The organism is Nonomuraea insulae, from assembly GCF_042656245.1.
In genome coordinates, this window is the sequence record NZ_JBHSPA010000036.1 from 40,232 (window position 1) to 62,472 (window position 22,241).

A 22,241-nucleotide genomic window follows, 5' to 3' on the forward strand; every position below is an offset into this window, starting at 1 on the left:
CAACCCGTGGTGCACCTTCGTGAGCTCGGTGCCCGGGCGAGGCCTACGCCGGACGCATCGTCCACGGCACCGTCGGGTTCCGGCCGGCTAACTGACCTCCCCCCAGTCGAACCGCTCCCCCATCACCGGCACGGCGGCGACGAGCTCGCGGGTGTACGGGTCGCGCGGCGCCGACAACACGCTGCCGGTGTCGCCGGACTCGACGATCCGGCCGTGGCGCATCACGCTCACCGTGTCGCACACGTAACGCACCACGGCGAGGTTGTGCGAGATGAACAGGATGGTCAGGTTCAGCTCGGCCCGCAGTTCGCGCAGCAGGTTGAGCACGACCCCCTGGACCGAGACGTCGAGGGCGGAGGTGATCTCGTCGGCGATGATGACGTCGGGGTCGGCGGCGAGCGCCCTGGCGATCGTGACGCGCTGGCGCTGCCCGCCGGAGAAGGCCGCGGGCAGGTCCTCCGCCCGCGCCGGGTCGATGTGCACGAGCCCCAGCAGCTCCTCGACCCTCCTGGTCTTCTCCGCCCTCGTCCTGCGCCGCCCGGCGGCGCGCATGGCCTCCGCGATCGACGCTCCGACCGGCATTCTCGGGTCGAGCGCCGAGAAGGGATCCTGGAAGATCAGTTGCACGCGCCGCCGCGCGGTACGGGCGGACGCCGAGTGGCCGACGATGTCGGTGCCGTCCAGCCGGATCGAGCCCGCGGCGGGCCGTACGAGCCCGACCGCGGCGGCGGCGAGGGTCGATTTGCCCGAGCCCGACTCCCCGACGAGCCCGTGGACCCCGCCCGAGGCCACGGTGAGATCCACCCCTTGGACGGCCACGTGGGCGCCGGCGCCGTGCCCGTAGCGCACGGTCATGCCGGAGTATTCGAGTGTGCTCACGTCCGGGCCTCCTCGGCGATCTCGCCCTCGTCGATGACGGGGAGCGGGCGGGAACGATCGGTCGCCATGTGCGGCACGCACGCCACCAGGGCCCGCGTGTACGGATGCCCGGCCTCTTCCAGGCGCGCCGCGGCGACCTCCTCGACGATCTCCCCGTCCTTCATGACCAGGACCCGGTCGCAGAAGCCGCTCACGAGGGCGATGTCGTGGGAGATGAACAGGATGGCGCTCCCGGTCCGCCGCCGCGCCTCGTGGAGCACGCGCAGCACCTGACGCTGGACGGTCACGTCGAGCGCGGTCGTCGGCTCGTCGGCGATGATCAGGCGCGGGCGGCCCATGAGCCCCATCCCGAGCATGGCCCGCTGCCGCATCCCGCCGGACAACTCGTGCGGGTACTGGCGGGCGCGCCGGTCCGGCTCCGCGATCCCGACCGACTCGAGCACCTCCCTGGCCCGGCGTCTCGACTCCTTGCGCGGGACGCGGTCGTGGACCTCGCTCACCTCGGTGAGCTGCCTTTCGATCGTGAGGGACGGGTTGAGTGAGGTCAGCGGGTCCTGGAAGACCACGGCCACCTCGAGGCCGAGCCTGCCGCTCTCCGCGGGCGTGGGCGGCGAGGTCATGTCGATGTCCTGGAAACGCAGGGCTCCGGCGCTGATCCGCGCCTCGGCGCCGAGGAGGCCGGCGATCGCCATCGCCGTGACGGACTTGCCGGATCCCGAGGCTCCGACGATGCCGACGGTCTCACCGGGCAGGATGGAGAACCTCACGCCGCGTACCCGTTCGACGAGCCCTCCGTCCGGGCCGGGGAAGCTCACGCGCAGGTCCTCGACCTCGACGACCGCCGCGGACTCCGGCCGCTCCGGCGCCCGCCGGATGGCGCGAGCTCGCCGTGCCTTGGGGCCGGGCGACGTCCTGGAGGCCGTCTCGCCCGTCAACGATCCGAGGGAGTTCAGGATCAGGCCGGTGAGGATGATGGCGATGCCCGGGCCGAGCGCCGCCATCGGGTTGACGTAGATACGCGCGATGCCCTCGCGCAGCAGGCGTCCCCAGTCGTAGCCGGGGGCCTGGACGCCCAGCCCCAGGAACGACAGCCCGGCGAACGACAGCAGCGCCGCGGAGGCGTGCGCGGCCGTGTTGACGAGCAGGGGAGGCAGGATGTTCGGGATCACGTGCCGGACGATGACGCCCGCGTGTCCCACGCCGACGATCCTGGCCGCCCGCACGTAGTCCCGCCCGGACACGGAGGACGACAGCGTGTACGTCAGCCGCGCGACCGTGGGCACACCGGCGAAGCCGACCGCGAGCATGGCGCCGCTCGCGCTCGCGCCCCAGATCACGGAGAAGAACAGGGTGAGCAGCAACCACGGGAACGACAGCAGGATGTCGATGAGCGCGGTCACCAGGCGGCGCACGGGCCGCGGGAGCACGGTCGCGACGACGCCGAGCACGGTCCCGCCCAGGACCGCGATCGTCGTCGATCCGAGCGCCAGCAGCACCGACAGCCGGGTCGCGACGAGAACGCGGGCGAGGACGTCGCGGCCCAGGTCGTCCGTGCCGAACGGATGGTCGCCGCCCGGGCCTCGGACCCGGTCGGCCACCGCCGTGGCGGTGGCGTCGTGCCCCCACACGAGCGGCGCGAGCACGACGGCGAGCAGGAGCACGCCTGCCGCGAGGACGGTCACGACGCCTTGCGGGCTGAGCAGCCTCTGCCGGAAACCGGAGCGCACGATGTCAGCCCTCCATGATCGACGAACGGGGGTCCAGGGTGGCGAGGACCAGATCGATGAGCAGATTGAGGACGAGGACCAGGATCGCGTAGACGAGGACCACCCCCTGGATCATCGGGTAGTCCTTCGCCGTGATCGAGGAGACGATCGTCGACCCGAGCCCGGGGATCACGAAGACGGCCTCGATGAGGACGGTGCCGGCCACGAGCCCGGTGAGGATGAGCCCTCCGGTCGCGAGCGCGGCGGTGATCATGTTCGGCAGTGCGTGGCGCAGGTAGAGCAGGCGTGCGGGAAGCCGTTTGCTCCGGGCTGTCGTCATGTACGGCGTGCCGAGAACCGCGAGCATCTCGACGTGCACGATCCGTGCGAGGTAGGCCATGGGCCCGATGGCCAGGGCCGCGACCGGGAGCGGGGCCTCGGCGGCGCCGCCCCACCCGGCCACGGGAAGCGCGTTCAATGTGATGCCGAACAGGGCGATGAGCCCGACCGCGAGCAGGAAGTTCGGGACCGCGATCAGTGCGCCGAGCAGCCACGACACACCGGCGTGGAGCGTACGGCGACGCCCGTTCCACGCCGACACCGCCGTCGCGACGCCGATGGGCACGGCGCCGAGCGCCGCGACCAGGAAGGCGAGGCAGGCGAGCGTGAGCGTCGTGGGGAACCGTTCGGCGAGCGTGGCCGACACCGGGCGGTGGGAGCGCAGCGAGACGCCGAGGTCGCCGCGGAGCAGGCCGGACAGGTAGTCGGCGAACTGCTGGAGGGCCGGCTTGTCCAGGCCCAGCTCCATGCGCGTGCGCTGGACGAGCTCCGGGGTCGCGCTCGGCCCGAGCGCGGCGCGGACCGGGTCGCCCGGCACGAGGTGCACCACCAGGAACGTGGCGGCGACGACGACACCGAGCGAGACCAGCGCCCGCCCGCTTCTGCGCAGCAGGAAGGTCGTACGCGGGGACAGCCGCCGCGCCGGCGTCGGGTCAGCCGGCCCAGAGGCCAGGCCGGGGGCCGAGCCGGGAACGGGGCCGGGGCCGGGGCCGGGAGTGGCGGTCGGCGGGATCGCCATGGTTCACCCCAGCATCCGGATGGTGGTGGGCGCGACGAAGTTCGGCTGCTGTAGCTCCACGCCGGACAGGAAGGTGCGCATCTCGTTGTCGGCGAGAGGGAACACGTCGGTGCGCTCGATCAGCTCGGCCTCGGCCTGCTGCCACAGGGCGCACGTCTCGTCGGCGGAGGCGCTGGAAGCCTGCTTCACCAGGGCCTTGTAGCCGGGGTTGTCGACGAACATGAAGTTGTTGCCCCCCTTGTCCGGGGTCGCTCCGTCGAAGAAGCTGCTCACCGTCACCGGGCCGCCCGGGGCGATCTGCACGAAGCCGGTGTCCCAGTCGAAGGTCTGGAACAACTGCTCCGACCACGCGTTGGCGTCGTTGGCCGAGAGCTGGGTCGTGACGCCGAGCTTGTCCCACGTCTGCTGCACGAGCTCGGCGGCGGAGGCGTGCGCCGGCGTGGCGGCGTCGTAGATGAACTTGATCGTCAGCGGTTTGCCGTCCTTGGCGCGTTTCCCGCCGGGGCCGAGCTTCCATCCGGCCTGGTCGAGCAGGGCCGCGGCCTTGGCGGGGTCGGTGGCGGGGAGCGTCCACTTCGGGCCGCCGGCGACGCAGAGCAGCGGGTTCTTCACGACGAGGGATTTCGACTCCGTCGCGGATCCGTCGCTCACCACGTCGCCGATCTCCTTGCGGTCGAGCGCCGTGACAAGGGCCTTGCGCACGAGCGGGTCGGAGGTCGGGCGTTCCCGGCGTTCGTTGAACAACATCTCGCCGACCGGGTTGCGCACGCCTACCGTCTTGAGCTGGGCCGCGCTGAGCCTGGTGCGGTCGGTCCCGGTGATGACGGCCGCGTTGACCTCGCCGGAGAGCAGCAGGTTGGCCGCGGTGCTCTCGTCGGTGACGACACGGATCTCCAGGGTGTCCGGCAGCCCAGGGGTCTCGCTCGTGACGCCCTCCGGCCCCCAGGCGTACCCCTTCCGCTTGGTGTAGGTGTACACCGAGCCTGGGGTGGAGGCCGTCAGGGCGAACAGGCCCGTGCCGTCGGTGGTGGTCTTCAGGGCGTCGGGGTCGTCGAGGCCCGCCTGGCACACCATCTCGACCGTTCCCGTGTTGGCGAGCAGGAACGGGTCGTTGACCTTGCTCGTGACGGTGAGCGTGTTCCCCTCGGCCTTGGCGGAGAGCCCTTTGTGGATCTGGGGGCCGTAGTAGAAGGTCGCGTGGTCGGGGTCGGCGTGGTAGTTGATGTTGTCGGCCGCGCTCTGCGCGGTGAACGGCTTGCCGTCGGAGCAGGTGATGCCGTCGTGCAGGGTGTAGGTGATCTTCTTCTCGCCCGCCTTCCACTCCGTGGCCAGCCACGGCACGAACGTGCCGTCCGGGGTGGAGTACACGAGCGACTCGTAGGCGTAGCCGACCATCTCGCGGGCCGCGAGGGAGACGCCCGTCATCGGGTTGAGATGGCCGGGGTCGGAGGAGATCGCCTTGACGAAGACGCCCCCGGAGACGGCTCCCTTCGCCGTGCCGCCGCCGCCCTGTGAGGAGTTGCACGCCGTGAGACCTGTCGCGGCCAGGACGACCGCGGCGGCGGCCGCGGACGTCCTGATGTGTCTGTTGTTCATGTGCGCTCTTCCATTTCCCGGGCGGGCCGGCGTGGGGTGTGTCCGATCTGAGCGAGAGGTCCCGCCGCCTTGACGGCCACCTTGAGGGTGGGCTGCGCGGTGTAGGACACCGGTGTCTCCAGCACGTCGGTGATCTCGACGCGGGCGGGGTCCGCCCCCGCCTGGATGGCCTTCTCGATCGCCGCGCGGCTCGTCTCCTCGATGGTGGCCGCGCGGTCCGCGAGCTCGCACAACCGGTCCGCCCGGCCTCCCGCCAGCGCGATCGCCGCGCCGACCGCGTTCGCCACGGCGCCGAGATCGGGCCGTACGACCTCGCTGGCGCCGAGGACCTGGTCGGGGACGAGGAATCCGCCGCCGCCGACCACGACGAGGGGCAGCCCCGTACGGCCGAGCGACATGCGCTCGACGGCCGACTCGATCCGGTCGTGGGCGACGGCCAGCGCGCCGGCGAGTGCCGTGCGCACGGAGCGGTCCAGCGCCGGGAGCTCCCGCCCTGCCATGACGGTGGCGCGCGTGGCCGCCGCGTCGGTGAGGGTGGGAGTGGAGCCGCCGAACAGCAGCGCCTCCTGCGAGATGCGGTAGCCGACCGAGTCGTTGCCCGGCGCTCCCGAGGCCACGTCGACGATCGTGCCGCCGCCGATGCCCAGGCTCAGGATGTCCGGCATGCGGAAGTTCGTACGCACGCCGCCGACCTCGCGGGGCATCGTCGACTCCCGGGGGAAGCGGCCGACGAGCACACCGAGGTCGCTCGTGGTGCCTCCGACGTCGATGACGATGGCGTCGGCGGCGCCGGAGAGCGCGGCGGCCCCGCGGATCGAGTTCGCGGGGCCGGAGCCGATCGTGAGCACGGGGTAGCGGGCCGCGTACTCGACGGCCATGAACGTGCCGTCGTTCTGGGCGAAGAACGTCGCGGCGTCGAGCCCGTGCTCGGCGACCACGGTCGTGAGCGCGGTCGTGATGTCGCGCGCGACCCCGTAGAGCGCGGCGTTGAGCACGGTCGCGTTCTCGCGCTCCAGCAGGCCCAGCTCCCCGATCTCGCTGCTGAGCGAGATCGGCACGTCGATGCCTGCGTGATCCTGGATGAGCGCCTCCACCTCCAGCTCCTGGCCCGGGAAGGAGGGGCTGAAGATGCCGCACACCGCGACCGCGTCGAAGCGGCCCTCAAGGCCGTCGAGCGCGCGGCGGATGCCGTCCCGGTCCAGCTCGGCGATGGGGTAGCCGTCCACGAGGTGCCCGCCGCCGGCGAGCACGGAGCCGACCAGGACGGTGTCGCGCAGGTCCTCGGGCCAGCCGGTGAGCGGAGGATAGACGGTGGCGGCCGGCGCGCCGAGGCGGATCACGGCGACGCGCCCGAGGTCGCGGCGGCGCACGATCGCGTTGGTGGCGTGCGTCGTGCCCAGCATCACGCGCGAGACCGAGTCCCGGTCCGGGCCCAGGGCGTCGAGCACGGTGGCCAGGCTCGACCGGATGCCGCCGGTGACGTCCTGCGTGGTGGCGCTCTTCGTCCAGGCGATGACCTCGCCCGACGGGGAGATCGCCACGGCGTCGGTGTTGGTGCCGCCGACGTCGATGCCGATGGACAGGTCGCGGTAGTCGTTCATCGGTGTGCTCCGGCGGCGAACGGGGAGTAGTCGAGGTCGTATCCGAAGGCGCGCGGGCCCGTGAGCTCCAGGCCGCGTTCCGTCCGCCACAGGGGATCGCACGCCCAGGCCAGCACGCTGACCCGCTGGCCGAAGCGGAGGAGCTCGGTGGAGATGGCCTCGCCGGTCTCGGAGTCGACGATGGTGATGAGGTCGGGGACGGTCGCGATGACGAGGCCGTCCTCCATGATCACCAGGTTCTCGTTCTGGATCTCCACCCGGATGAGGCGGCCGCGGTCGGGACCGACGCCTTCGACCGTCACCGACCCGCGCGTGAAACCGCCCTCGGTGTTGCGGTCGACGTCGATGATCTTGCCGTGGACGACGGCCTCGGCTCCGAGCTCGTCGGCGAGCGCGGCGATGGGCTCGGCCGCGGCGAGCAGGCGGCGGCCGACCTGGACCGCCCGGCTCACCGTCCCCTCGATGACCGCGCCGGGAGCGGTCCTGGAGGTGAGCACGTAGTGGGCGCCGAGCGAGATCCCGCCGCTGGCCACGGTGAGCGCGCGGGCGTGGCGTTCCAGCCAGGCGAGATTGACCGTACGCAGCAGGGAGACGTTGCCGATCGCGTCGCTCATGACGGCGAACTCGCTGGGGAGCCCGGCGACGTTCATCGAGATCATCGTGCCCTGGGGGAAGGCGCGGCCCATCCCGTCCGCGTCGAGGACCTTCAGCCCCAGCCGCGCCGCCCAGCCCACGGGCGCTACCCCGTTGCTGCCGCCGATCTCCGCCGCCATCACGGCCGTCATGCGCCGGCCGGTGTACCGCTCGACCTCGCGGACGATCGTGTCGGTCTGGCCTTCGGCGACGAGCATCTCGATGCCGACGGACGGCGCTCCAATGGCCGAGATCACGATCACGGCGTCGTCGTCGGTGAGCTCCTCCACCGGTATGACGCTCACCGGGCCGTACCTGTCGATGGCCGTCTCCACGGCCAGCTGCTCGGTCTGCACGGCGCCTCCGCCGCCGGTGCCGAATATGGCGGCGCCGGCCGCGAGAGCGGCGACGTCGGATCGGGCGATCGTGCGCACGGGTGCGCCATCGCCCCGGGAATGCAGGTCCTGGTCGGGCATGTACCGAGGCTAGGGAGCACGGTTGGGCACAACAATGTGCCGGCAACCCAGAGAAACGCGCCAGACTGTGCCCATGAAACAGGTCGGCGTCGCGGACATGGTCACGCAGGGAGAGCGGCTGGGCATCCGCTGCGTCGCGGGCGACCCCGAGGGGGTGGCGGTGTCCGGCGTGGAGATCGTCGCCATGGACGAGCTCGGGCCGGCCTCCCCCGGCCGCCTCGTCATCGTGACCACGACCCATGACGCGGTGCCGCGTCCCTACCAGGTCGACATCGCCATCAGGCGCGCCATCGCCGCGGAGTGCGCGGGGCTGGTCTTCCTCGGAGACTTCCCGCTCGCCGAGACCTCCCGCGCGCTGGCCGAGCGCGGCGGGCTGCCGGTGCTGATGAGCACCGCGACGCCGTCCGAGCTCGCGGTGCTGATGGACCGGACGATCCGCGGCGGCGCCGAGGAGGTGCTGTCACGCGCCGAGTACGCGATCGCCCGCGCCACGCGGGCCGCGGCCACGGCGCAGGGCCGGCCGACGGAGGCCATCCTGGAGGACGTCGGCGCGGCCCTCGGCGTGCGGCTCTCCCTCGTCCAGGACACCGGCGTGACATGGTCGGAACCCGACGCGGTCTGCGTGGGCGAGGTGCCGATCGGGCGGCTGACGGCCGACCGTGACGACGCGTCCGTCACGGTCGCCCTCCCGGCGATCGCCGCGATGCTCTCGCGTACCCTCCAGCACGACATGCAGGCGCGCTTCGGGCCGGTCCGCTCACGTGCCGACCTCATCATCGAGCTCATCTCCGCCGAGTCGTCGCGGATCGACAAGCTCGCCGTCGAGGCGACCCGCGCGGGGCTGCCGGTGTCGCTCTCCCACGTGGTCGCGTGGCTGACCCCCACCCATCGCGGCGATCCGGAGCGCCGGCCGGCCGCCGTGCTCGCCTCCTCCGTCGAACTGCACGCGCTCCAGCTCGTCGAGAGCCGCGAGGAGGTGTGGCACCTGGCCACCTTCCACAACGACATCGTGATGGTCGCCTCCGAGGAGGCCGGCGCCCCTGACCACCAGCGGCGCCTGCGCGACGTCATGGAGGCCGTCATGGCCCACGCGAGTTCGGCCGTGGGCGGTGAGTGGAGCTTCACCGTCGGGCTCGGGACGCCGCAGAGCGGCGCGGCCGGCCTGCGGCAGTCCGCGACGGAGGCGCGGGTCGCGGCCGAGGCGGCCGTGGCCGGCGGCCGGGCGGGGCACGTCGAGGTCACCGACGTCACGGGGCTGCGCCGCGTGCTGCTGGACTTCTACGCCTCTCCGCTGAGCCGGTCGCTGCTCGACGACATCCTGGCGCCGCTCAACGCGCTCGGGCCCGAGCGCGCGCTGATCGCCATGAGAACCCTGGTGGCGTATCTCGGGCACCGCAACTCCCTGTCCCGTGCGGGAGAGGAGCTGAACCTGCACCCCAACGCGGTCAACTACCGCGTCCGGCGCATCGAGCAGACGCTCGGGCTCGACCTCACCGAGCCGAACGCGCGGTTCGCGGTCGAGCTCGCCTGCCGCGTACGGCTCATCGCCTCGCGCCCCTGACCGGCCGCCGCGCGGGACCCGACGGCCCGCCTGGTGAGCAGGGCCGGGTTCAGCGTCAGGCCCTGTTCGACATGGTTCTGGTGAGGAGGAGCACCAGGATCAGCACGGCCACGCCGACGAGGCCGACGACGTTGAAGGCGTCGGTGAACGCCGCCCGGACGTCCTGGAGGAGAAGCGGGTCGCCGCTCGCGGCGGCGTCGCGGATGCCGTCGACGATGCTGACGGCGGCCGGGGAGTCCGGCAGGTCAAGGCGGCCGCGGTAGACCACGGTGCCCAGGGATCCCAGGACCGTCAGGCCGGCCGCGATGCCCAGCTCGTTGCTCACCTGGGCCAGCGCCGCCCCCGCTCCGGCTCGCTCGGGCGGTGTGGCGCTGATGACGCGGTCCATGAGCAGCGGGAACGCCGCTCCGATGCCGAACGCGGCCAGGGCGGCGCCGGCTGCCGCCAGAGGACGGCCGATCCAGGTGACGGGCAGGACGGCGTACAGGATGAATCCGAGCGACGTGATCAGCAGCATCGACATCACGATCGTGCGGTGGGCGAGCCGGCGGTTGAGCCAGGGGCCGAGGTTGGAGGCGGCGATCATGAGGACGATCTGCGGCAACGTCCACCAGGCGGCGCCGAGCGGCGTCAGGCCCTGCACGTCCTGAAGGTAGAGGTTGAAGAACAGGGAGCTGCCGCCCATGATCAGCGAGGTGAGGAACAGGGCGGCCAGAGTTCTGGCCGCTCCTGGGTTGCGGACCAGGGCCAGGTCGAGCAGCGGGTGCTCCAGCCGCCGCTGCCGCCGGACGAACAGGACACCGAGGATGATTCCGCCCGCCAGGGTGAGCCAGGCTGAGGCGTCCGCGCCGTCGTTGACCCAGGCCTTGAGCGCGTAGACGAGCCCGAGGACCGCCCCCAGGCTCTGCAGGGTGCTCACGAGGTCGACGCGGGGCGCGCGGTCGGAGCGTGACTCGGGCAGCAGCCGTGGCACGATGGCCATGGTGACGGCCATGACCGGCACGCTGACCAGGAACACCGAGCCCCACCAGAAGTGCGCGAGCAGCAACCCGCCGACGAACGGGGCCACGGCCATACCGGCGAGGAACACCGTCATGTACGCGCCCATCGCCTGCACCCGGGACTTGTCCTCGGTGAACAGCACCCCGATGAGGGACATCGAGGCGGGCATGATGGCCGACCCGGCCACGCCCATGACGGCGCGGGCGAGGATCACGAGCAGCGGGGTGGTGGCGAAGGCGCCGACGGCGGAGGCCAGGGCGAAGATCGCCGCGCAGATGAGGATCATCCGCCGGCGGCCGATCCGGTCGCCGGCGGCTCCCGTCGCGAGCATGGATCCGGCGACGAGGAAGTTGTAGCTGTCGGTGATCCACAGCAGCTCGGCGGCGCTGGGCCGCAGGTCGCGGGCGATGGACGGCAGCGCGGCGTTCATGACGGAGATGTCGATGGCGACCAGCAGGGTAGGCAGCGCCAGCGCGGCGAGCGCGATCAGCCGGCGCCGGTCGCTCACGGGTGTGATCATGTTCAGGGTCATCTCGGCTCCATGGAGGGCAGGGCTGTGCGGGCGCGGGGAACGAGGGTGACGGCGACCGCCATCAGGGCCGCGGCGATCAGCAGCGCCGGCGGATAGCCGGTCATGGGGGCCAGAAGGCCGACCGCGAACGCCCCGGCGGCCATGCCGCTGTCGTAGGCGGCGTTCCACAGGGCGCTGACCGTGCTGAACATGGCCGGGCGGACGCGCCCGTACATGATGGTCATGGTCGCGTTCTGCAGGACGCCGAATCCGGCCCCGAAGACGGCGGCGCCGATGACGACGCCCGCGCTCCAGTGCGTCATGGAGACGACGGCCATCCCGGCGGCGGACAGGACGAGGCCGGGGAGCATGAGCCCTTCGTGCCCCCGCCGGTCGCCGGCGCGGCCGGCGACCCATTTGGCGAGCGTCGCCGTGGCCGACTGGGCCAGCAGCGCGGCCGGGGCGACCCAGACGGGTCCGCCGCGCACGGCCAGCGGCACGAAGGTGCACAGGATGCCGGTGCCGGCGGCCGACGCGGCGAACACCGCGGCCGGCCACATCAGCATCGGCGAACGCAGCCCGGCCAGAACCCCCACAGCGCCGTCCCCGGCCCGGCCCGCCGCGTCTTCCGCAGCATCTTCCGCAGCGCCTCCCGCAGCGCCTTCCGCGGTTCCTTCCACGACGCGCCCGATCGTGGGCCCGGTTGTGCGTGCGGTGGCTGTCGGGCGGGCCGGCAGGAATGGGACGGCGAGGACGGACAGGATGGGGACGGCGGCGGTCGCGGCGAAGACCGCGTCATAGCCCACGGTTTGCGCCAGCCAGGTGCCGGCGGGCAGCGCCAGCAGCGCGCTGACCCCGCTGACCAGGCCCACCAGCGCGAGCCCTTCACCGCGTCGCGAGGCCGGCAGGAGTTCGGCGGTGAGCGCGCCCCCGGCCACGACCGTGACCGCGAAACCGATGCCGCGCAGGACGCTGACGGCGATGATGACCGCGGTGTCCGAGGACGTCATCAGCGCGAGGGTGGGCGCGCCCAGGGCGAGCAGGCCCAGCCCCAGCGCCCACCGGTAGCCGAGCCTGGCCACCAGGGCCGGCGCGGCCAGTTCGACGGCCACGGTGGTCACCAGCAGGGCGGCGTTCGCGGCGCCGGCGACGGTGGCGCCCGCCGACCGCTCGGCGTACTCGGGAACGACGGCGAACGGCAGGAAGAACCCGATCGACGAGGCCACGACGGTGGTCATCCGCAGCAGCAGCGCCCCGGTGACGATCGGAGGCCGCCCCGCGTGAATGGCGGCGGTCATGGCCGCGCGGATCCGCTGACCGGGCGGGAGTCCGGCATCCCGTCGTCGAAGGCGGCGGCCTGGTCGCGCTGGGGCGCCGGCAGTCCTTCGTCGAACGCCGCAGTCCGGCCGCGCTGGAGCGTCGGCAGTCCTTCGTCGAACTCCGCGGTCCGGCCGCGCTGGGAGGCCGGCGTGCCGTCGAAGGCGGCGGTCTGGCCGCGCAGTTCCGTGGCCAGGGACTCCAGTGCGTATGTCATGTGCCGCTCGAACGGCGAGGTGTCCCCGGCGGTGAAGAAGGCGACCTGCTCGGTGTGGATGAGCCTGGTGCCCGCCCCGTCCCGGGCGAACTCGATCGTGGCCAGTGAGACCAGGATGCGCACCTGGTCGAGCAGGACGTCATAGCTGTAGACGATGCGTTTGCTCGGCACGATGTCGAGGTAGCGCGCCTGCACCGTGTGCGCGGGGCCGCCCACCTCGGTGCCGTGGTACCGCTCCAGTCCGCCGACCCGGAAATCCAGGTCGAGCCGCGGATTCCATTCGGCGGGACCACTGGACCATCGGGCCTTGACGGCCGGGTCGGCCCAGGCGGAGAACACCTCGACCGGTGGGACGCCGTAGACGTGCTGGGCCACGAACGTGGCGTGTTCGATCATGTGAACCTCTCAGTGGATGTCACCGGCGACTGTGGCCCGCCAGGCCACGCGGGGACATCCGTGCAGATCACTCGACCACCACGGAGTCAGCACCGATTCGCTACTGAAGAAACACGAAGGCCACAATGGGCACATGGTTCGCAGCGAGCCGCGGGAGGTGTCGCCCCGCGAGGCCGAGGTGCTGGCGGGGGTGGCGGAGCAGCTGACGAACGCGCAGATCGCCCGCCGGTTACAGGTCTCGGTCCGTACCGTGGAAAGTCACGTCTCCTCGCTGCTGCGCAAGTACGGCGTCGCCGACCGCGCGGCCCTGGCGGCCATGAACCGGCACCGGTCATCCCCGTCAGCCAGGCCGGGGCACATCGAGGCGATCCCGGTCAGCCACACCTCCTTCATCGGGCGCCGGCACGAACGGCAGGAGGCGCTGGCGGCGCTGGCACAGTCCGCGCCGGTCTGCCTGGTGGGGCCGGGCGGCGTCGGCAAGACCCGGCTGGGCGCCGTGGTGGCGCAGACGGCCTCGACGTCGTTCCCCGCCGGCGGGGCTTTCGTCGATCTCGCCCCGATCGGCGAGGGTTTCGTCCTGCGAGCCGTGGCCGACGCGCTCGGCCTGGCGGAACGTCCGCCCCAGCCGCTGGAACAGGTCGTCACCGAGCGGCTCGCGCTCGGTCGGTCGCTGCTGGTCCTGGACAACTGCGAGCATCTGCTGGACGAGGTCGGCGATCTGGTGGAGAGCATGCGCTCGGCCTGCCCCCAGGCCGGCATCCTGATCGCCAGCAGGGAGCGGCCGGGTCTCGCCGGTGAGCGGGTCATCACGGTGCCGCCCCTGGCGGAGGAGGCGGAGCAGCTGTTCCTGGAACGGGCGCGCGCGATCGATCCGGCGTTCGACGCCGAGCCCGCGGCGATCGCCGAGGTGTGCGCCCGGCTCGACGGGCTGCCGCTGGCGATCGAGCTGGCCGCCTCACGCGTCGCCGCGCTCGGGATCGACGCCCTGCGCGTGGGGCTGCAGGATCGGCTGCGGCTGCTGTCGGGCGCCCGGGGCAGGCCGTCACGGCACCGCTCGCTGGGTGCGGTCATCGGCTGGAGCTACGACCTGCTGGATGAGGAGGAACGCGCGTTGCTGCGCCGCCTGGCGGTGTTCGCGGGCGGGTTCGACCTGGCGGCGGCCACGGCGCTCATGCCGGACGCGCCGCCGAGCGCGGTGGCCGACGTCATCGGCCGGCTGGTCGACAAGAGCCTGGCCGGAGTGGTGGGCGGCGGCCGGTGGCGGCTGCTGGAGACCATCAGGGCCTTCGCCGCCGACCGGCTCGCGGACGGCGGCGAGACCGAGGAGAGCCTCCGGCTGCGTCTGCGGTGGGCGGCGGGCACGGCGGCCGCACTGGAATCACGGCTCGACGGCGCCTGGCAGCCGCAGTTCGACCTGGTGGCCGATGATCTCCGGGCCACACTCGCCGACACCCCCGCCGTCCCGGACCCGCGGGCGCACGGCCTGGCCAGGTCGCTGGCGCACCTGACCTTCGCGCGGCGCTTCCATCGCGAGGCGATCGGCCATTACCTGGCCGCCGCCGACCGGGCCTGCGAGGCCGCGGCAGGTCACCAGGACCTCCTGCGCGCGGCCGACACGGCCGTCGCGATCGCCGACGGACCCCTGGCCTTCCGCCTGCTGATGCGGGCCGCGGAACAGGCCGGACAGGCAGAACAGGCCGGACAGGCCGGACAGGCCGGTCCGCGCGCCGCCACGCTCGCCTCCGCCCTCGTGGTCGCCCACCGTTACAAAGGCGACAGCGGCCCGGCCTCCGAACGCCTCTCGGCGCTGCTCGACCAGGAGGCCGCCGCTGCCGAGCCGCGCACCGCGGCGCTCCTGACGATCGCCCGGGCCTGGGAACACGGCGGCCTGGAACTGGCCCGCTCCGCCGCGGCCAGCGCCCGCGAGTGCGGCGACCCCATCGTCCTGCTGGGCGCGCTGGACGTGCTCACCCGCGCGAACGCGCGAGCCGGCCGGATGCGTGCCGTCCAGCGGATCTGCCAGGAGCGGCTCACGCTCATCGAACACCTGCCGGCACACGAGCCGTCCGCTGCGGCCGAGATCGTCGACACCTTCCACTCCGCGGCACGCGCCGAGCTGTGTGTCGGCGACCTGCCTGCCGCGCTCGCCGTCGCCCGCCGGGCGCACCGCGAGGACCCCATCGGCGAGCATCCCTACCTGTCCCTCCCCAAGACCATCAGGCCGCTCGCGCTGAGCGGCCGGTTCCCGGAGGTCTTCCGGCAGGCTCCCGCCATGTGGGAGGCCTGGCATCAGGCCGGCAGCCCGCGCAGCTCGTGGATGTCGACCGCGGTCTCCGCCGTGGCGCTGGCGCATGGGCTGGCGGGCAGCGGGGAGTTCGGCCTGTGGCGCTCGCGCGCTCTGGAGATGGCCAGGACGGACGATGCGGCCTCCACACCGGTGCTGGCCGCCTTCGCCGCGTTCGTCGACGCCCGGGTCGCCCTCCACACCCGCGCCTACGACCAGGCCGCCGCGCTCGTCGAGCGGGCGTTCGCCCCCTTCTCCATCCGCTGGTACGAGGCCTACGCGCGCGCCGCGGGCGCGGAGCTGGCCGTCGTCGCGGGCCTGCCCGACGCCGCCGACCGGTTCGCCGCCTGCCTGCCGTACGCGGAGCAGAACGCCTGGGCGGCGGCCGGTTTGGCCCGTACCCGCGCGATCCTGCACGGCGACCCCGACACGCTGGCGGAGGCGGTCGAACGGTGGACGTCGATCGACGCCCGGTTCGAGCGCGCCTGCACGCTGCGCCTGCTGCCCGGCCGGGAGCAGGAGGCGATCGAGGAACTCCGCGCCATCGGCTGCCACTCCTCGACGGAAGATCAGCGGGAGCACGAGAGCGGCTAGGCCGGACCTAGGCTCCAGACCCGCACCGTGCCGGCGCCGTCAGCGGAGACCACCACCGGGCGGTCGCCGAGCTGTGCCACCGCCAGCGCGTCGATCCAGCGGTCGCCGGCGGAGAACGGCTCATCGACCAACGTGCCGAAGGGTTCGGCAGCGGGTGACGGGATGAACGATGGCCAGGTTTCGGGCGGGCCCCACAACCACACCGATAAGGAGACGGCCACGGCCACCACACCTGCGACCGCGGCCGGTCTCCGGCGCCGTGACGTACGGCGGCGAGGAGAACCGGCAGGCGCCGGTAGCTGTTCGGGATCCTCCTCGCCGTGCGTGGTCTCGGGTGCGGGAGGCGGGGCCGGCCGGTCGTGGCGGCTGCCGGGCTGGGCACGGACCCGCGTGAAGCCGGCCGGCATGCCGTGGATGGCGGGGCGATCAGCGGGATCCTTGGCCAGGCACGCGCTCAGCAGCGAGCCAAGAGCGTCCGGTACGCCGGACAGGTCCGGTTCGCGGGTCACGATGGCGCCGACCACCGCCGCGGTGGTGGAGCCGGGAAAGGCAGGATGCCCGGTGGCGGCGTAGACCATGGTCGCGGCCCAGCTGAACACGTCCGACGTCGTGCCGGCCGCCTGACCGTTGAACTGTTCCGGCGCCATGTAGGCGAGGGTTCCCACAGGGCCGGAATGGGAGGTCGTCTGTTCCAGCACGCGGGCGATGCCGAAGTCGATGACCACCGGCCCCTCCGGGCTCATGATCACGTTGCTGGGCTTGAAGTCGCGGTGGATGACTCCGGCCTGATGGATCACCTCCAGCGCGCTCAGCGTGGTGATGGCCAGCCGCTCCAGGCGGCTGCCGGACCAGATCGGCCTCACGCCTGAAGCGTTCCCGGCTCCGGGGGTCGGCCGCCAGCCGATCGTGCAGCACCTTGACGGCCACTTCACGCTTCGAGGAGGCCTGGGCGAGGTAGACCACACCCTGGCCGCCTTCACCCAGCACTCCGAGCAGCCGGTAGGGTCCGATCCGTTCGGGGCCATGGGCGGCCGACGGGTCTGGTCCGGACACTCCGCCCTCCCTCCGACCGCTCGCCACCGGGCCGGTCCCGCCGATGGCGGTGTCCGGAACCCGATGACGTGTCCACGGCGGATCTGGGCGAGCAGGCGCGACATCTCGCTCGATGGCTCGTGGACCACGACGGAATCGTCGTTCGCGGTCCGAAGGTCATGATAAGCCGCTGGTCTTCGATCAAGTCGTGACGATGTCGAACTGTTCCCAGAGGCCGATGGCGGCCCGGTTGGCGATCAACGGTTGGGCGCCGGCCGCCTCCGCGCAGACGTACTGGTTGTTGGCCTGGGCGCGCAGGCTGATCGACCCGTTCGCGTTGGTGACCAGCGTGAACGTCTCCCACGGGCCGATGGCGGCCCGGTTGGCGATCAGCGGCTGGGCGCCGGCCGCCTCCGCGCAGACGTACTGGTTGCCGGTCCGGGACCGCAGCGCTATGGCGTTGTTCCCCAGGTTGACCCGCTCGAACTGCTGCGCGGTTCCGGCGGAGGCGCCGTCGGCGATCAGCGGCGCGCCGGCGGCGGCCGTCACGAACCGGTTGTTGGCCCGGGAGCGCAGGGCGATGAACCCGGTTGTGCCGCCGCCGCCCACGGGAGGGGTGGGGCGGGTCGCGGTGAGGGCGAGCTGGCCTTTCAGCATGCGCCCGCCGTCGCCGGTGAGACGGAGGTAGTAGTCAGAGGAGCAGAAGGTGCCGTCCTCGTCCAACGCCAGCATCCCGGAGTTCGTGGGTAACCAGGCGGCGGTCTCGGCGGTCTTGGCGATCTGGTTGCCCTCGTTGAACTCGTCGAACATCGAGATGTAGATGCCCTGGCAACCTGCCCGGATGACGTTGTAGAACTGCCGCCACATGAAGTCGCCGTGCCGCCGGTGCCGCAGCGTGACGTCGCCGGGCATCACGCACGGCTGGTAGTCGATGCCACGGGCGTTGCATTCGGCCTGGTCGGGAACGGTCAGGTTGGTGTAGAAGTTGTCCGCGTCCGCGATCGTGCTGATCCGGCCGACCATCCACGGCGAGATCATGTGGAAGGCCCGGTAGACGTCGATGAATCCCGGCCGGGAGTCGTTGATCCCCTGCCGCCAGTAGGTCGGCACCCCACCCATCACGTACACGCCCTGGTCCTTGAACCAGTTCACCACCTCCAGGCAGGGTGCGGGGGCCCAGGGGCGTCCGGGATCGTTGAAGCCGAATCCCCAGATTCCGACCACGGGTTTGCCGTTCTGGCGGGCGTACATGGGAGAGGCCGTGTGGGCGGACATCTTGTTCAGCCAGTCGGTTTTGATCTCCGGCTGCATGTTGGTCCAGCTCGTGACGTCGTACATGATGTAGAACTTGCGCCCGTTGGCCTCCGCGGCGGTGCGGACCTTCTGCGCCATCGCGTCGCGGGTGGCGCCTTCGCCGCCGTTCGGGTTGAACCGCTGCAGGGCGGCGGTGTCGATGTTGTTCTCCCGCATCCACCGGAAGTGGGTGTCCACGGTCTGCTGGTCGTAGGAGGAGAACAGGGTGGCCGGCTGGCCGTTGCCGAGAGCGGCGTAGGCGGTCGGGTATGCCTGGGTGAACTCCCGCATGTCCGGCCAGGCCACGATCGTGGTGTTGCCCGGCGACGGCGGCTGCTGGTTGTTCGCGCTCCAGTGCCACCACGCGTTGATCGGGGCCGCGTCGCCCTTGCAGGCGAACCACCCCTGATAGCCGACCGTGATCTTCCCCACCACGTCACCGGGCGGGCTGGCCGCGTTCGCCGCGCTGGTCAGCGCCGAAAGGAGCTGCGAGGAAGACACCGCGGCCACAATCGATCCGGTCGCTGCTGAGGCCAGGAATCCCCGGCGGGAGACGGTCACGTGCACTCCTTGTGTCGAGGGGTCGTTCGGGAAGGTAGAGCGGTCAGCCGGTGACGAGGTCGAACGACTCCCACGGGCCGACGGCCGTGCGGTTGGCGATCAGCGGTTGCGCGCCGCCGCCTTCCGCGCACACGTACTTGCCGTTGACCTGGGCCTTGATGCTGACCGTGCCGTCCGGGTTGTTGACGAGCTGGAAGGTCTCCCAGGCGCCGGCCGAGGGGCGGTTGGCGATCAGGGCCGCGGCGCCGGCGTTCTCCGCGCTCACGAACTGGTTGTTGCTCCTGGCCCGCAGCGCGATGTTGCCGTTGCCCAGGTCGACGCGGTCGAACTGTTCGCCCGTCCCGGCGCTGGTCCTGCTCGCGATCAGGGGCGCGCCGGCGGCGGCGGTGACGTACAGGTTGTTGGCTCTGGAGCGCAGGCTGATCGCCTGCTGAGTGGTGGTGAGGATCCGCAGGGCGTCGACCATGCCGACGGCGGTGCTCTTGTTGACGATCCTGATCGTGTGCCGGCCGCTGGGCAGCCCGCTCTTGCGGAAGACCACCTGCTGCGCCTGCCGGGCGCCGGAGACGTACAGGTTCGCGTTCGCCTGGAAGACGTCGTCGAGGTAGACGTCCACGTTGCCCATGTCGCCGTTGCGCTCGGAGAGGTACTCGACGCCGGTCCCGGTGAAGGTGTATTGGGCGGTGGCGCCGACGGTGTTGCTGTGGTGGGTGTCGTCGTTGTGGTCACCGTAGCCCCGGCCGGTCGTGTGGTACCAGTTGGCGTCGTAGGTCAGCTCGGTGTCGTTCACCATCGGGTTCGCCGTCGACCCGGTGCCCAGGGCCGAGCTGGTGCCGCTCAGCGTCTTGACGCTCTGGTTCGCCGAGCCGGTCAGGCGCGCCGGCGAGTAGGAGCTGAGCGGCTTGGCCGTGCGCTCCACGACGTAAACGGTGTTCGCCGCGGTGGCGAAGGAGATCTCCGCGCTGGAACCGGTGGTCAGGATGGCGTTGTCGGAGGTCCGGCGCACGCGCACCTGCTGGGTGCCCCAGGGGTTGACCACCGTGGCCTGCTTGCCGTACAGGCTCTTGAGTCCGACGTACTTGATCTCACCGGCCTCGCGTTCCGAGCTGACCTGGAAGCCGTCCTTGGCCAGCAGGGTGAATTTCCCGACGAAGGACGAGTCGCCCGGCACCGCGGGGAAGACCCTGATCTTGTCGTTGTAGCTCTGCATGAGCGCTTCGTTCATCGCGGACAGGTGCACGCCGAGGTACTCGAAGACGCCGTTGGTGTTGTTCGTCATGCCGTTGGGGTAGTTCTGGTATTTCTGCAGCATGGTCTTCATGCCCTGGTAGGCCTGGTCGCCGAGGCCCAGGCGGGCCGCCTGCACCGCGTCGTTGGACCAGACGTTGCCGTAGGGGAAGGGCCGCTGGTTCCACGTGTTGACCGCGGTCTGGTAGTCGGCGTAGCCGATGCCGGTGATGTCGTAGGGCCAGATCAGCTCGGCCGAGACGTTCTCGTTGTTCCTGGTCTGCGCGATCGGCGGCTGGTGCGGCTGGTAGGCGCCGTTGGCGATCGAGTAGGGCACCAGGTGGTCCAGCACGTTCTGCCAGCCGGACCGCAGGCCGGCGTCCAGCCCGAGCTGCTGACTGACCTGGATGGTCAGCGGGAAGATGGCGCGCACGGCGGCCAGGTCGGTGATGGCGTTGCGGACGTTCCAGTAGGTCTCGTGGGAGTTGGAGTTGGCCATGTAGTAGGTGTTGGTGGCGCTGTCGTGCGACAACATGGCCGAGTAGAACTTCGCCGTCTCCCGCATGTACGGGTAGGCGACGTCGCGCAGGTAGTTCACGTCGTTCGTGTACCGGTAGCGCAGGTACATGTTGTACGCGGCCTCGTAGCCGGTCGACAGGATGTTCTTGGTGTAGTCGCTGCCCACCGTGCCGCGCGCGTTGCCGTCCCAGCCCATCGTCTCCGGCACCCACAACCCGTCCACGCCGTACCTGGTCTGCGTGTACGACTTCAGCGCGGCGTAGTTGCGGCTGTAGAGCCTGTTGAAGCCGTCCATCAGGTCGGTGTGGTTGGAGGCCAGGAAGGAGTTGTAGACGTCGCGCTGGTTCCAGTACCAGTAGGCGTTGCTCCACTTGGTGGCGTCCTGGGTCGCGCGGAAGACCCCGTTGATGAAGTGCAGCGGGTAGCTGCCGTAGCCGCCGGCCGCGATCATGTACGTGCTGAGGTAGTAGACGTTCTCCATGTAGTCCGCGTCGCCGGAGCCGTTGGCGTACTGGACGAACGACCTGCCCCAGAAGGAGTGCCACCAGTTGCGGTAGTTGGTGTACGTGGTGGCGTACCCGGTGCTCTTGACCGAGGCGAGCTGGTTGCGGGCCTGCGCCACCGAGTCGCGGTTGGGCGCGTTGAGCCTGCTGGAGGCGGTGATCCAGATCGTGTAGCCGGAGGTGGGGGTGATGTTCAGCCGCACCTTCCTGCCGTCGACGACCTGGGTGGTGAACCCCGCGCCCTCCACGGTGGCGGCCAGGGTGTAGCCGAAGCCGTTGGCGTCGCTCTGCCCCCGGCTCAGGCCGGCGCCCGCGGAGTCGGCGAAGGTGGAAATCGTCTTCCACGTGGTGAGGTCCGGCACGTCGCCGCTGTTGGTGACGGTCGCCGGATCCCACATGCTGAGATCCAGGGCCACGCCGGAGACCCCGGCACGGGTGTCCTCGACGTGGATGCCCATCACCTCGGAGTTGGGCGAGCCGAGGACGGTGACGGTCCTGTTGGAGTCGTACCTGGTGGTCAGCGTCCCGTCGTAGAGCGACAGACGCTGCTGGTAGGTGGAGTAACCGGTGTCCATTCCGGGGGTGGAGGACAGGTTCACCAGACCCGCCGCGAACGCGGACTGCTGTGCCAGGTCGACGCCCGACACCTGCATCGTCAGCCCGTTCTGGTTCCAGACCATGGCGCCCGTGCGGCCGTTGCCCACGGTCAGGCCGTGGAGCGGGTTGGTGTTGGGCCGGTTGTACACGACGTCGTGCTTGGACAGGTATCCCTGGTAGTCCACGTTGAGCGCGCCGGCCGCCTGGTCGAAGGCGGCGTCGGTCGTCGAGGCGAGGGTGGGCGAAGCCATGCCCGCGCTCAGCAGGCCGGCGACGAGTGTCAACGCGGGCAGGGAGCGTAACAACCTCTTCACCATGCACATCTCCCGAGTTCGGACTGTCAGGCGCAGTTAACATTGGATGTATTCATTGGTCAATAGGGGCGCCGACTCCCCCGGCAGCACAGAACCCCACAAATTTGCCCAAACTCGCTAGCTATTTGCACAGATTTGTCGGTTAACCTGCAAGAGAGCCTCGATACCTCCGATGTTTGGCCCCAGGTGTGCTAGCTGCACTATTTTCGCGATCACTGTCAGATCCTTGCGCTGACCTGCACTGACTCTCGTACATCAACTGTAAAAATCACCCGTCTTGACAGCGCATCTGGCCGGTGTCACGATCGCAACCACTTCGAAACACTGGCGAAATAGCTCCATCC

At 71.1% G+C, this 22,241-nt stretch carries 14 protein-coding genes; 2 read left to right on the plus strand and 12 right to left on the minus strand.

Annotation, left to right across the window (positions count from 1 at the left end; all coding sequences use genetic code 11):
• Positions 1-87 precede the first annotated feature (87 nt).
• The 6 genes from ACFPZ3_RS30905 to ACFPZ3_RS30930 are packed head-to-tail and all read right to left on the minus strand — an operon-like array spanning position 88 to position 7,969.
• On the minus strand, positions 88-879 hold the full coding sequence (locus tag ACFPZ3_RS30905) for an ABC transporter ATP-binding protein (protein WP_379517802.1): 792 nt from the start codon (positions 877-879) through the stop codon (positions 88-90).
• Positions 876-2,606 carry a dipeptide/oligopeptide/nickel ABC transporter permease/ATP-binding protein gene (locus tag ACFPZ3_RS30910; RefSeq protein ID WP_379517803.1) on the minus strand — a complete coding sequence of 577 codons (1,731 nt, stop codon included), beginning with the start codon at positions 2,604-2,606 and terminating at the stop codon, positions 876-878. Before ACFPZ3_RS30910 ends, ACFPZ3_RS30905 begins: the two co-directional genes overlap by 4 nt.
• 4 nt (positions 2,607-2,610) lie before the next feature.
• A complete protein-coding gene (locus tag ACFPZ3_RS30915) occupies positions 2,611-3,663 on the minus strand; it encodes an ABC transporter permease (protein WP_379517804.1) in 1,053 nt (350 codons plus the stop codon).
• A gap of 3 nt (positions 3,664-3,666) precedes the next feature.
• A complete protein-coding gene (locus tag ACFPZ3_RS30920; protein ID WP_379517805.1) occupies positions 3,667-5,259 on the minus strand; it encodes an ABC transporter substrate-binding protein in 1,593 nt (530 codons plus the stop codon).
• On the minus strand, positions 5,256-6,860 hold the full coding sequence (locus ACFPZ3_RS30925) for a hydantoinase/oxoprolinase N-terminal domain-containing protein (protein ID WP_379517806.1): 1,605 nt from the start codon (positions 6,858-6,860) through the stop codon (positions 5,256-5,258). Before ACFPZ3_RS30925 ends, ACFPZ3_RS30920 begins: the two co-directional genes overlap by 4 nt.
• On the minus strand, positions 6,857-7,969 hold the full coding sequence (locus tag ACFPZ3_RS30930; RefSeq protein ID WP_379517807.1) for a DUF917 domain-containing protein: 1,113 nt from the start codon (positions 7,967-7,969) through the stop codon (positions 6,857-6,859). The genes ACFPZ3_RS30925 and ACFPZ3_RS30930 overlap by 4 nt, the downstream gene beginning before the upstream one ends.
• 73 nt (positions 7,970-8,042) lie before the next feature.
• Here ACFPZ3_RS30930 and ACFPZ3_RS30935 point away from each other — a divergent pair, with 73 nt between their 5' ends.
• Entirely contained in the window at positions 8,043-9,530 is a 1,488-nt protein-coding gene (locus ACFPZ3_RS30935; RefSeq protein WP_379517808.1) for a PucR family transcriptional regulator, read from the plus strand.
• 55 nt (positions 9,531-9,585) lie between these two features.
• On the opposite strand, the gene ACFPZ3_RS30940 is transcribed toward ACFPZ3_RS30935, so the two are convergent.
• The 3 genes from ACFPZ3_RS30940 to ACFPZ3_RS30950 are packed head-to-tail and all read right to left on the minus strand — an operon-like array spanning position 9,586 to position 12,973.
• A complete protein-coding gene (locus ACFPZ3_RS30940) occupies positions 9,586-11,064 on the minus strand; it encodes an MFS transporter (protein ID WP_379517809.1) in 1,479 nt (492 codons plus the stop codon).
• Entirely contained in the window at positions 11,061-12,341 is a 1,281-nt protein-coding gene (locus ACFPZ3_RS30945; protein WP_379517810.1) for an MFS transporter, read from the minus strand. The genes ACFPZ3_RS30940 and ACFPZ3_RS30945 overlap by 4 nt, the downstream gene beginning before the upstream one ends.
• On the minus strand, positions 12,338-12,973 hold the full coding sequence (locus tag ACFPZ3_RS30950; protein ID WP_379517811.1) for an SRPBCC domain-containing protein: 636 nt from the start codon (positions 12,971-12,973) through the stop codon (positions 12,338-12,340). Before ACFPZ3_RS30950 ends, ACFPZ3_RS30945 begins: the two co-directional genes overlap by 4 nt.
• Before the next feature lie 133 nt (positions 12,974-13,106).
• Between ACFPZ3_RS30950 and ACFPZ3_RS30955 the strand changes: the two genes are divergently transcribed.
• On the plus strand, positions 13,107-15,851 hold the full coding sequence (locus ACFPZ3_RS30955) for an ATP-binding protein (RefSeq protein ID WP_379517812.1): 2,745 nt from the start codon (positions 13,107-13,109) through the stop codon (positions 15,849-15,851).
• Here ACFPZ3_RS30955 and ACFPZ3_RS30960 read toward each other — a convergent pair.
• From ACFPZ3_RS30960 to ACFPZ3_RS30970, 3 genes are all read right to left on the minus strand, one after another.
• Positions 15,848-16,714: a protein kinase domain-containing protein gene (locus ACFPZ3_RS30960; protein WP_379517813.1), complete on the minus strand. Its 867-nt coding sequence runs from the start codon at positions 16,712-16,714 to the stop codon at positions 15,848-15,850. The two genes, ACFPZ3_RS30955 and ACFPZ3_RS30960, sit on opposite strands and share 4 nt — an antisense overlap.
• 370 nt (positions 16,715-17,084) lie before the next feature.
• Entirely contained in the window at positions 17,085-18,737 is a 1,653-nt protein-coding gene (locus tag ACFPZ3_RS30965) for a hypothetical protein (RefSeq protein WP_379517814.1), read from the minus strand.
• Positions 18,738-18,780: 43 nt separating this feature from the next.
• Positions 18,781-21,900: a glycosyl hydrolase family 95 catalytic domain-containing protein gene (locus ACFPZ3_RS30970; protein ID WP_379517815.1), complete on the minus strand. Its 3,120-nt coding sequence runs from the start codon at positions 21,898-21,900 to the stop codon at positions 18,781-18,783.
• Positions 21,901-22,241 lie beyond the last annotated feature (341 nt).

Coding starts and splice junctions, on each gene's coding strand:
- ACFPZ3_RS30915 (WP_379517804.1), bottom strand. CDS start 3,663: ATGGCGATCCCGCCGACCGCCACTCCCGGCCCCGGCCCCGGCCCCGTT.
- ACFPZ3_RS30920 (WP_379517805.1), bottom strand. CDS start 5,259: ATGAACAACAGACACATCAGGACGTCCGCGGCCGCCGCCGCGGTCGTC.
- ACFPZ3_RS30925 (WP_379517806.1), bottom strand. CDS start 6,860: ATGAACGACTACCGCGACCTGTCCATCGGCATCGACGTCGGCGGCACC.
- ACFPZ3_RS30930 (WP_379517807.1), bottom strand. CDS start 7,969: ATGCCCGACCAGGACCTGCATTCCCGGGGCGATGGCGCACCCGTGCGC.
- ACFPZ3_RS30935 (WP_379517808.1), top strand. CDS start 8,043: ATGAAACAGGTCGGCGTCGCGGACATGGTCACGCAGGGAGAGCGGCTG.
- ACFPZ3_RS30940 (WP_379517809.1), bottom strand. CDS start 11,064: ATGACCCTGAACATGATCACACCCGTGAGCGACCGGCGCCGGCTGATC.
- ACFPZ3_RS30945 (WP_379517810.1), bottom strand. CDS start 12,341: ATGACCGCCGCCATTCACGCGGGGCGGCCTCCGATCGTCACCGGGGCG.
- ACFPZ3_RS30950 (WP_379517811.1), bottom strand. CDS start 12,973: ATGATCGAACACGCCACGTTCGTGGCCCAGCACGTCTACGGCGTCCCA.
- ACFPZ3_RS30955 (WP_379517812.1), top strand. CDS start 13,107: ATGGTTCGCAGCGAGCCGCGGGAGGTGTCGCCCCGCGAGGCCGAGGTG.
- ACFPZ3_RS30970 (WP_379517815.1), bottom strand. CDS start 21,900: ATGGTGAAGAGGTTGTTACGCTCCCTGCCCGCGTTGACACTCGTCGCC.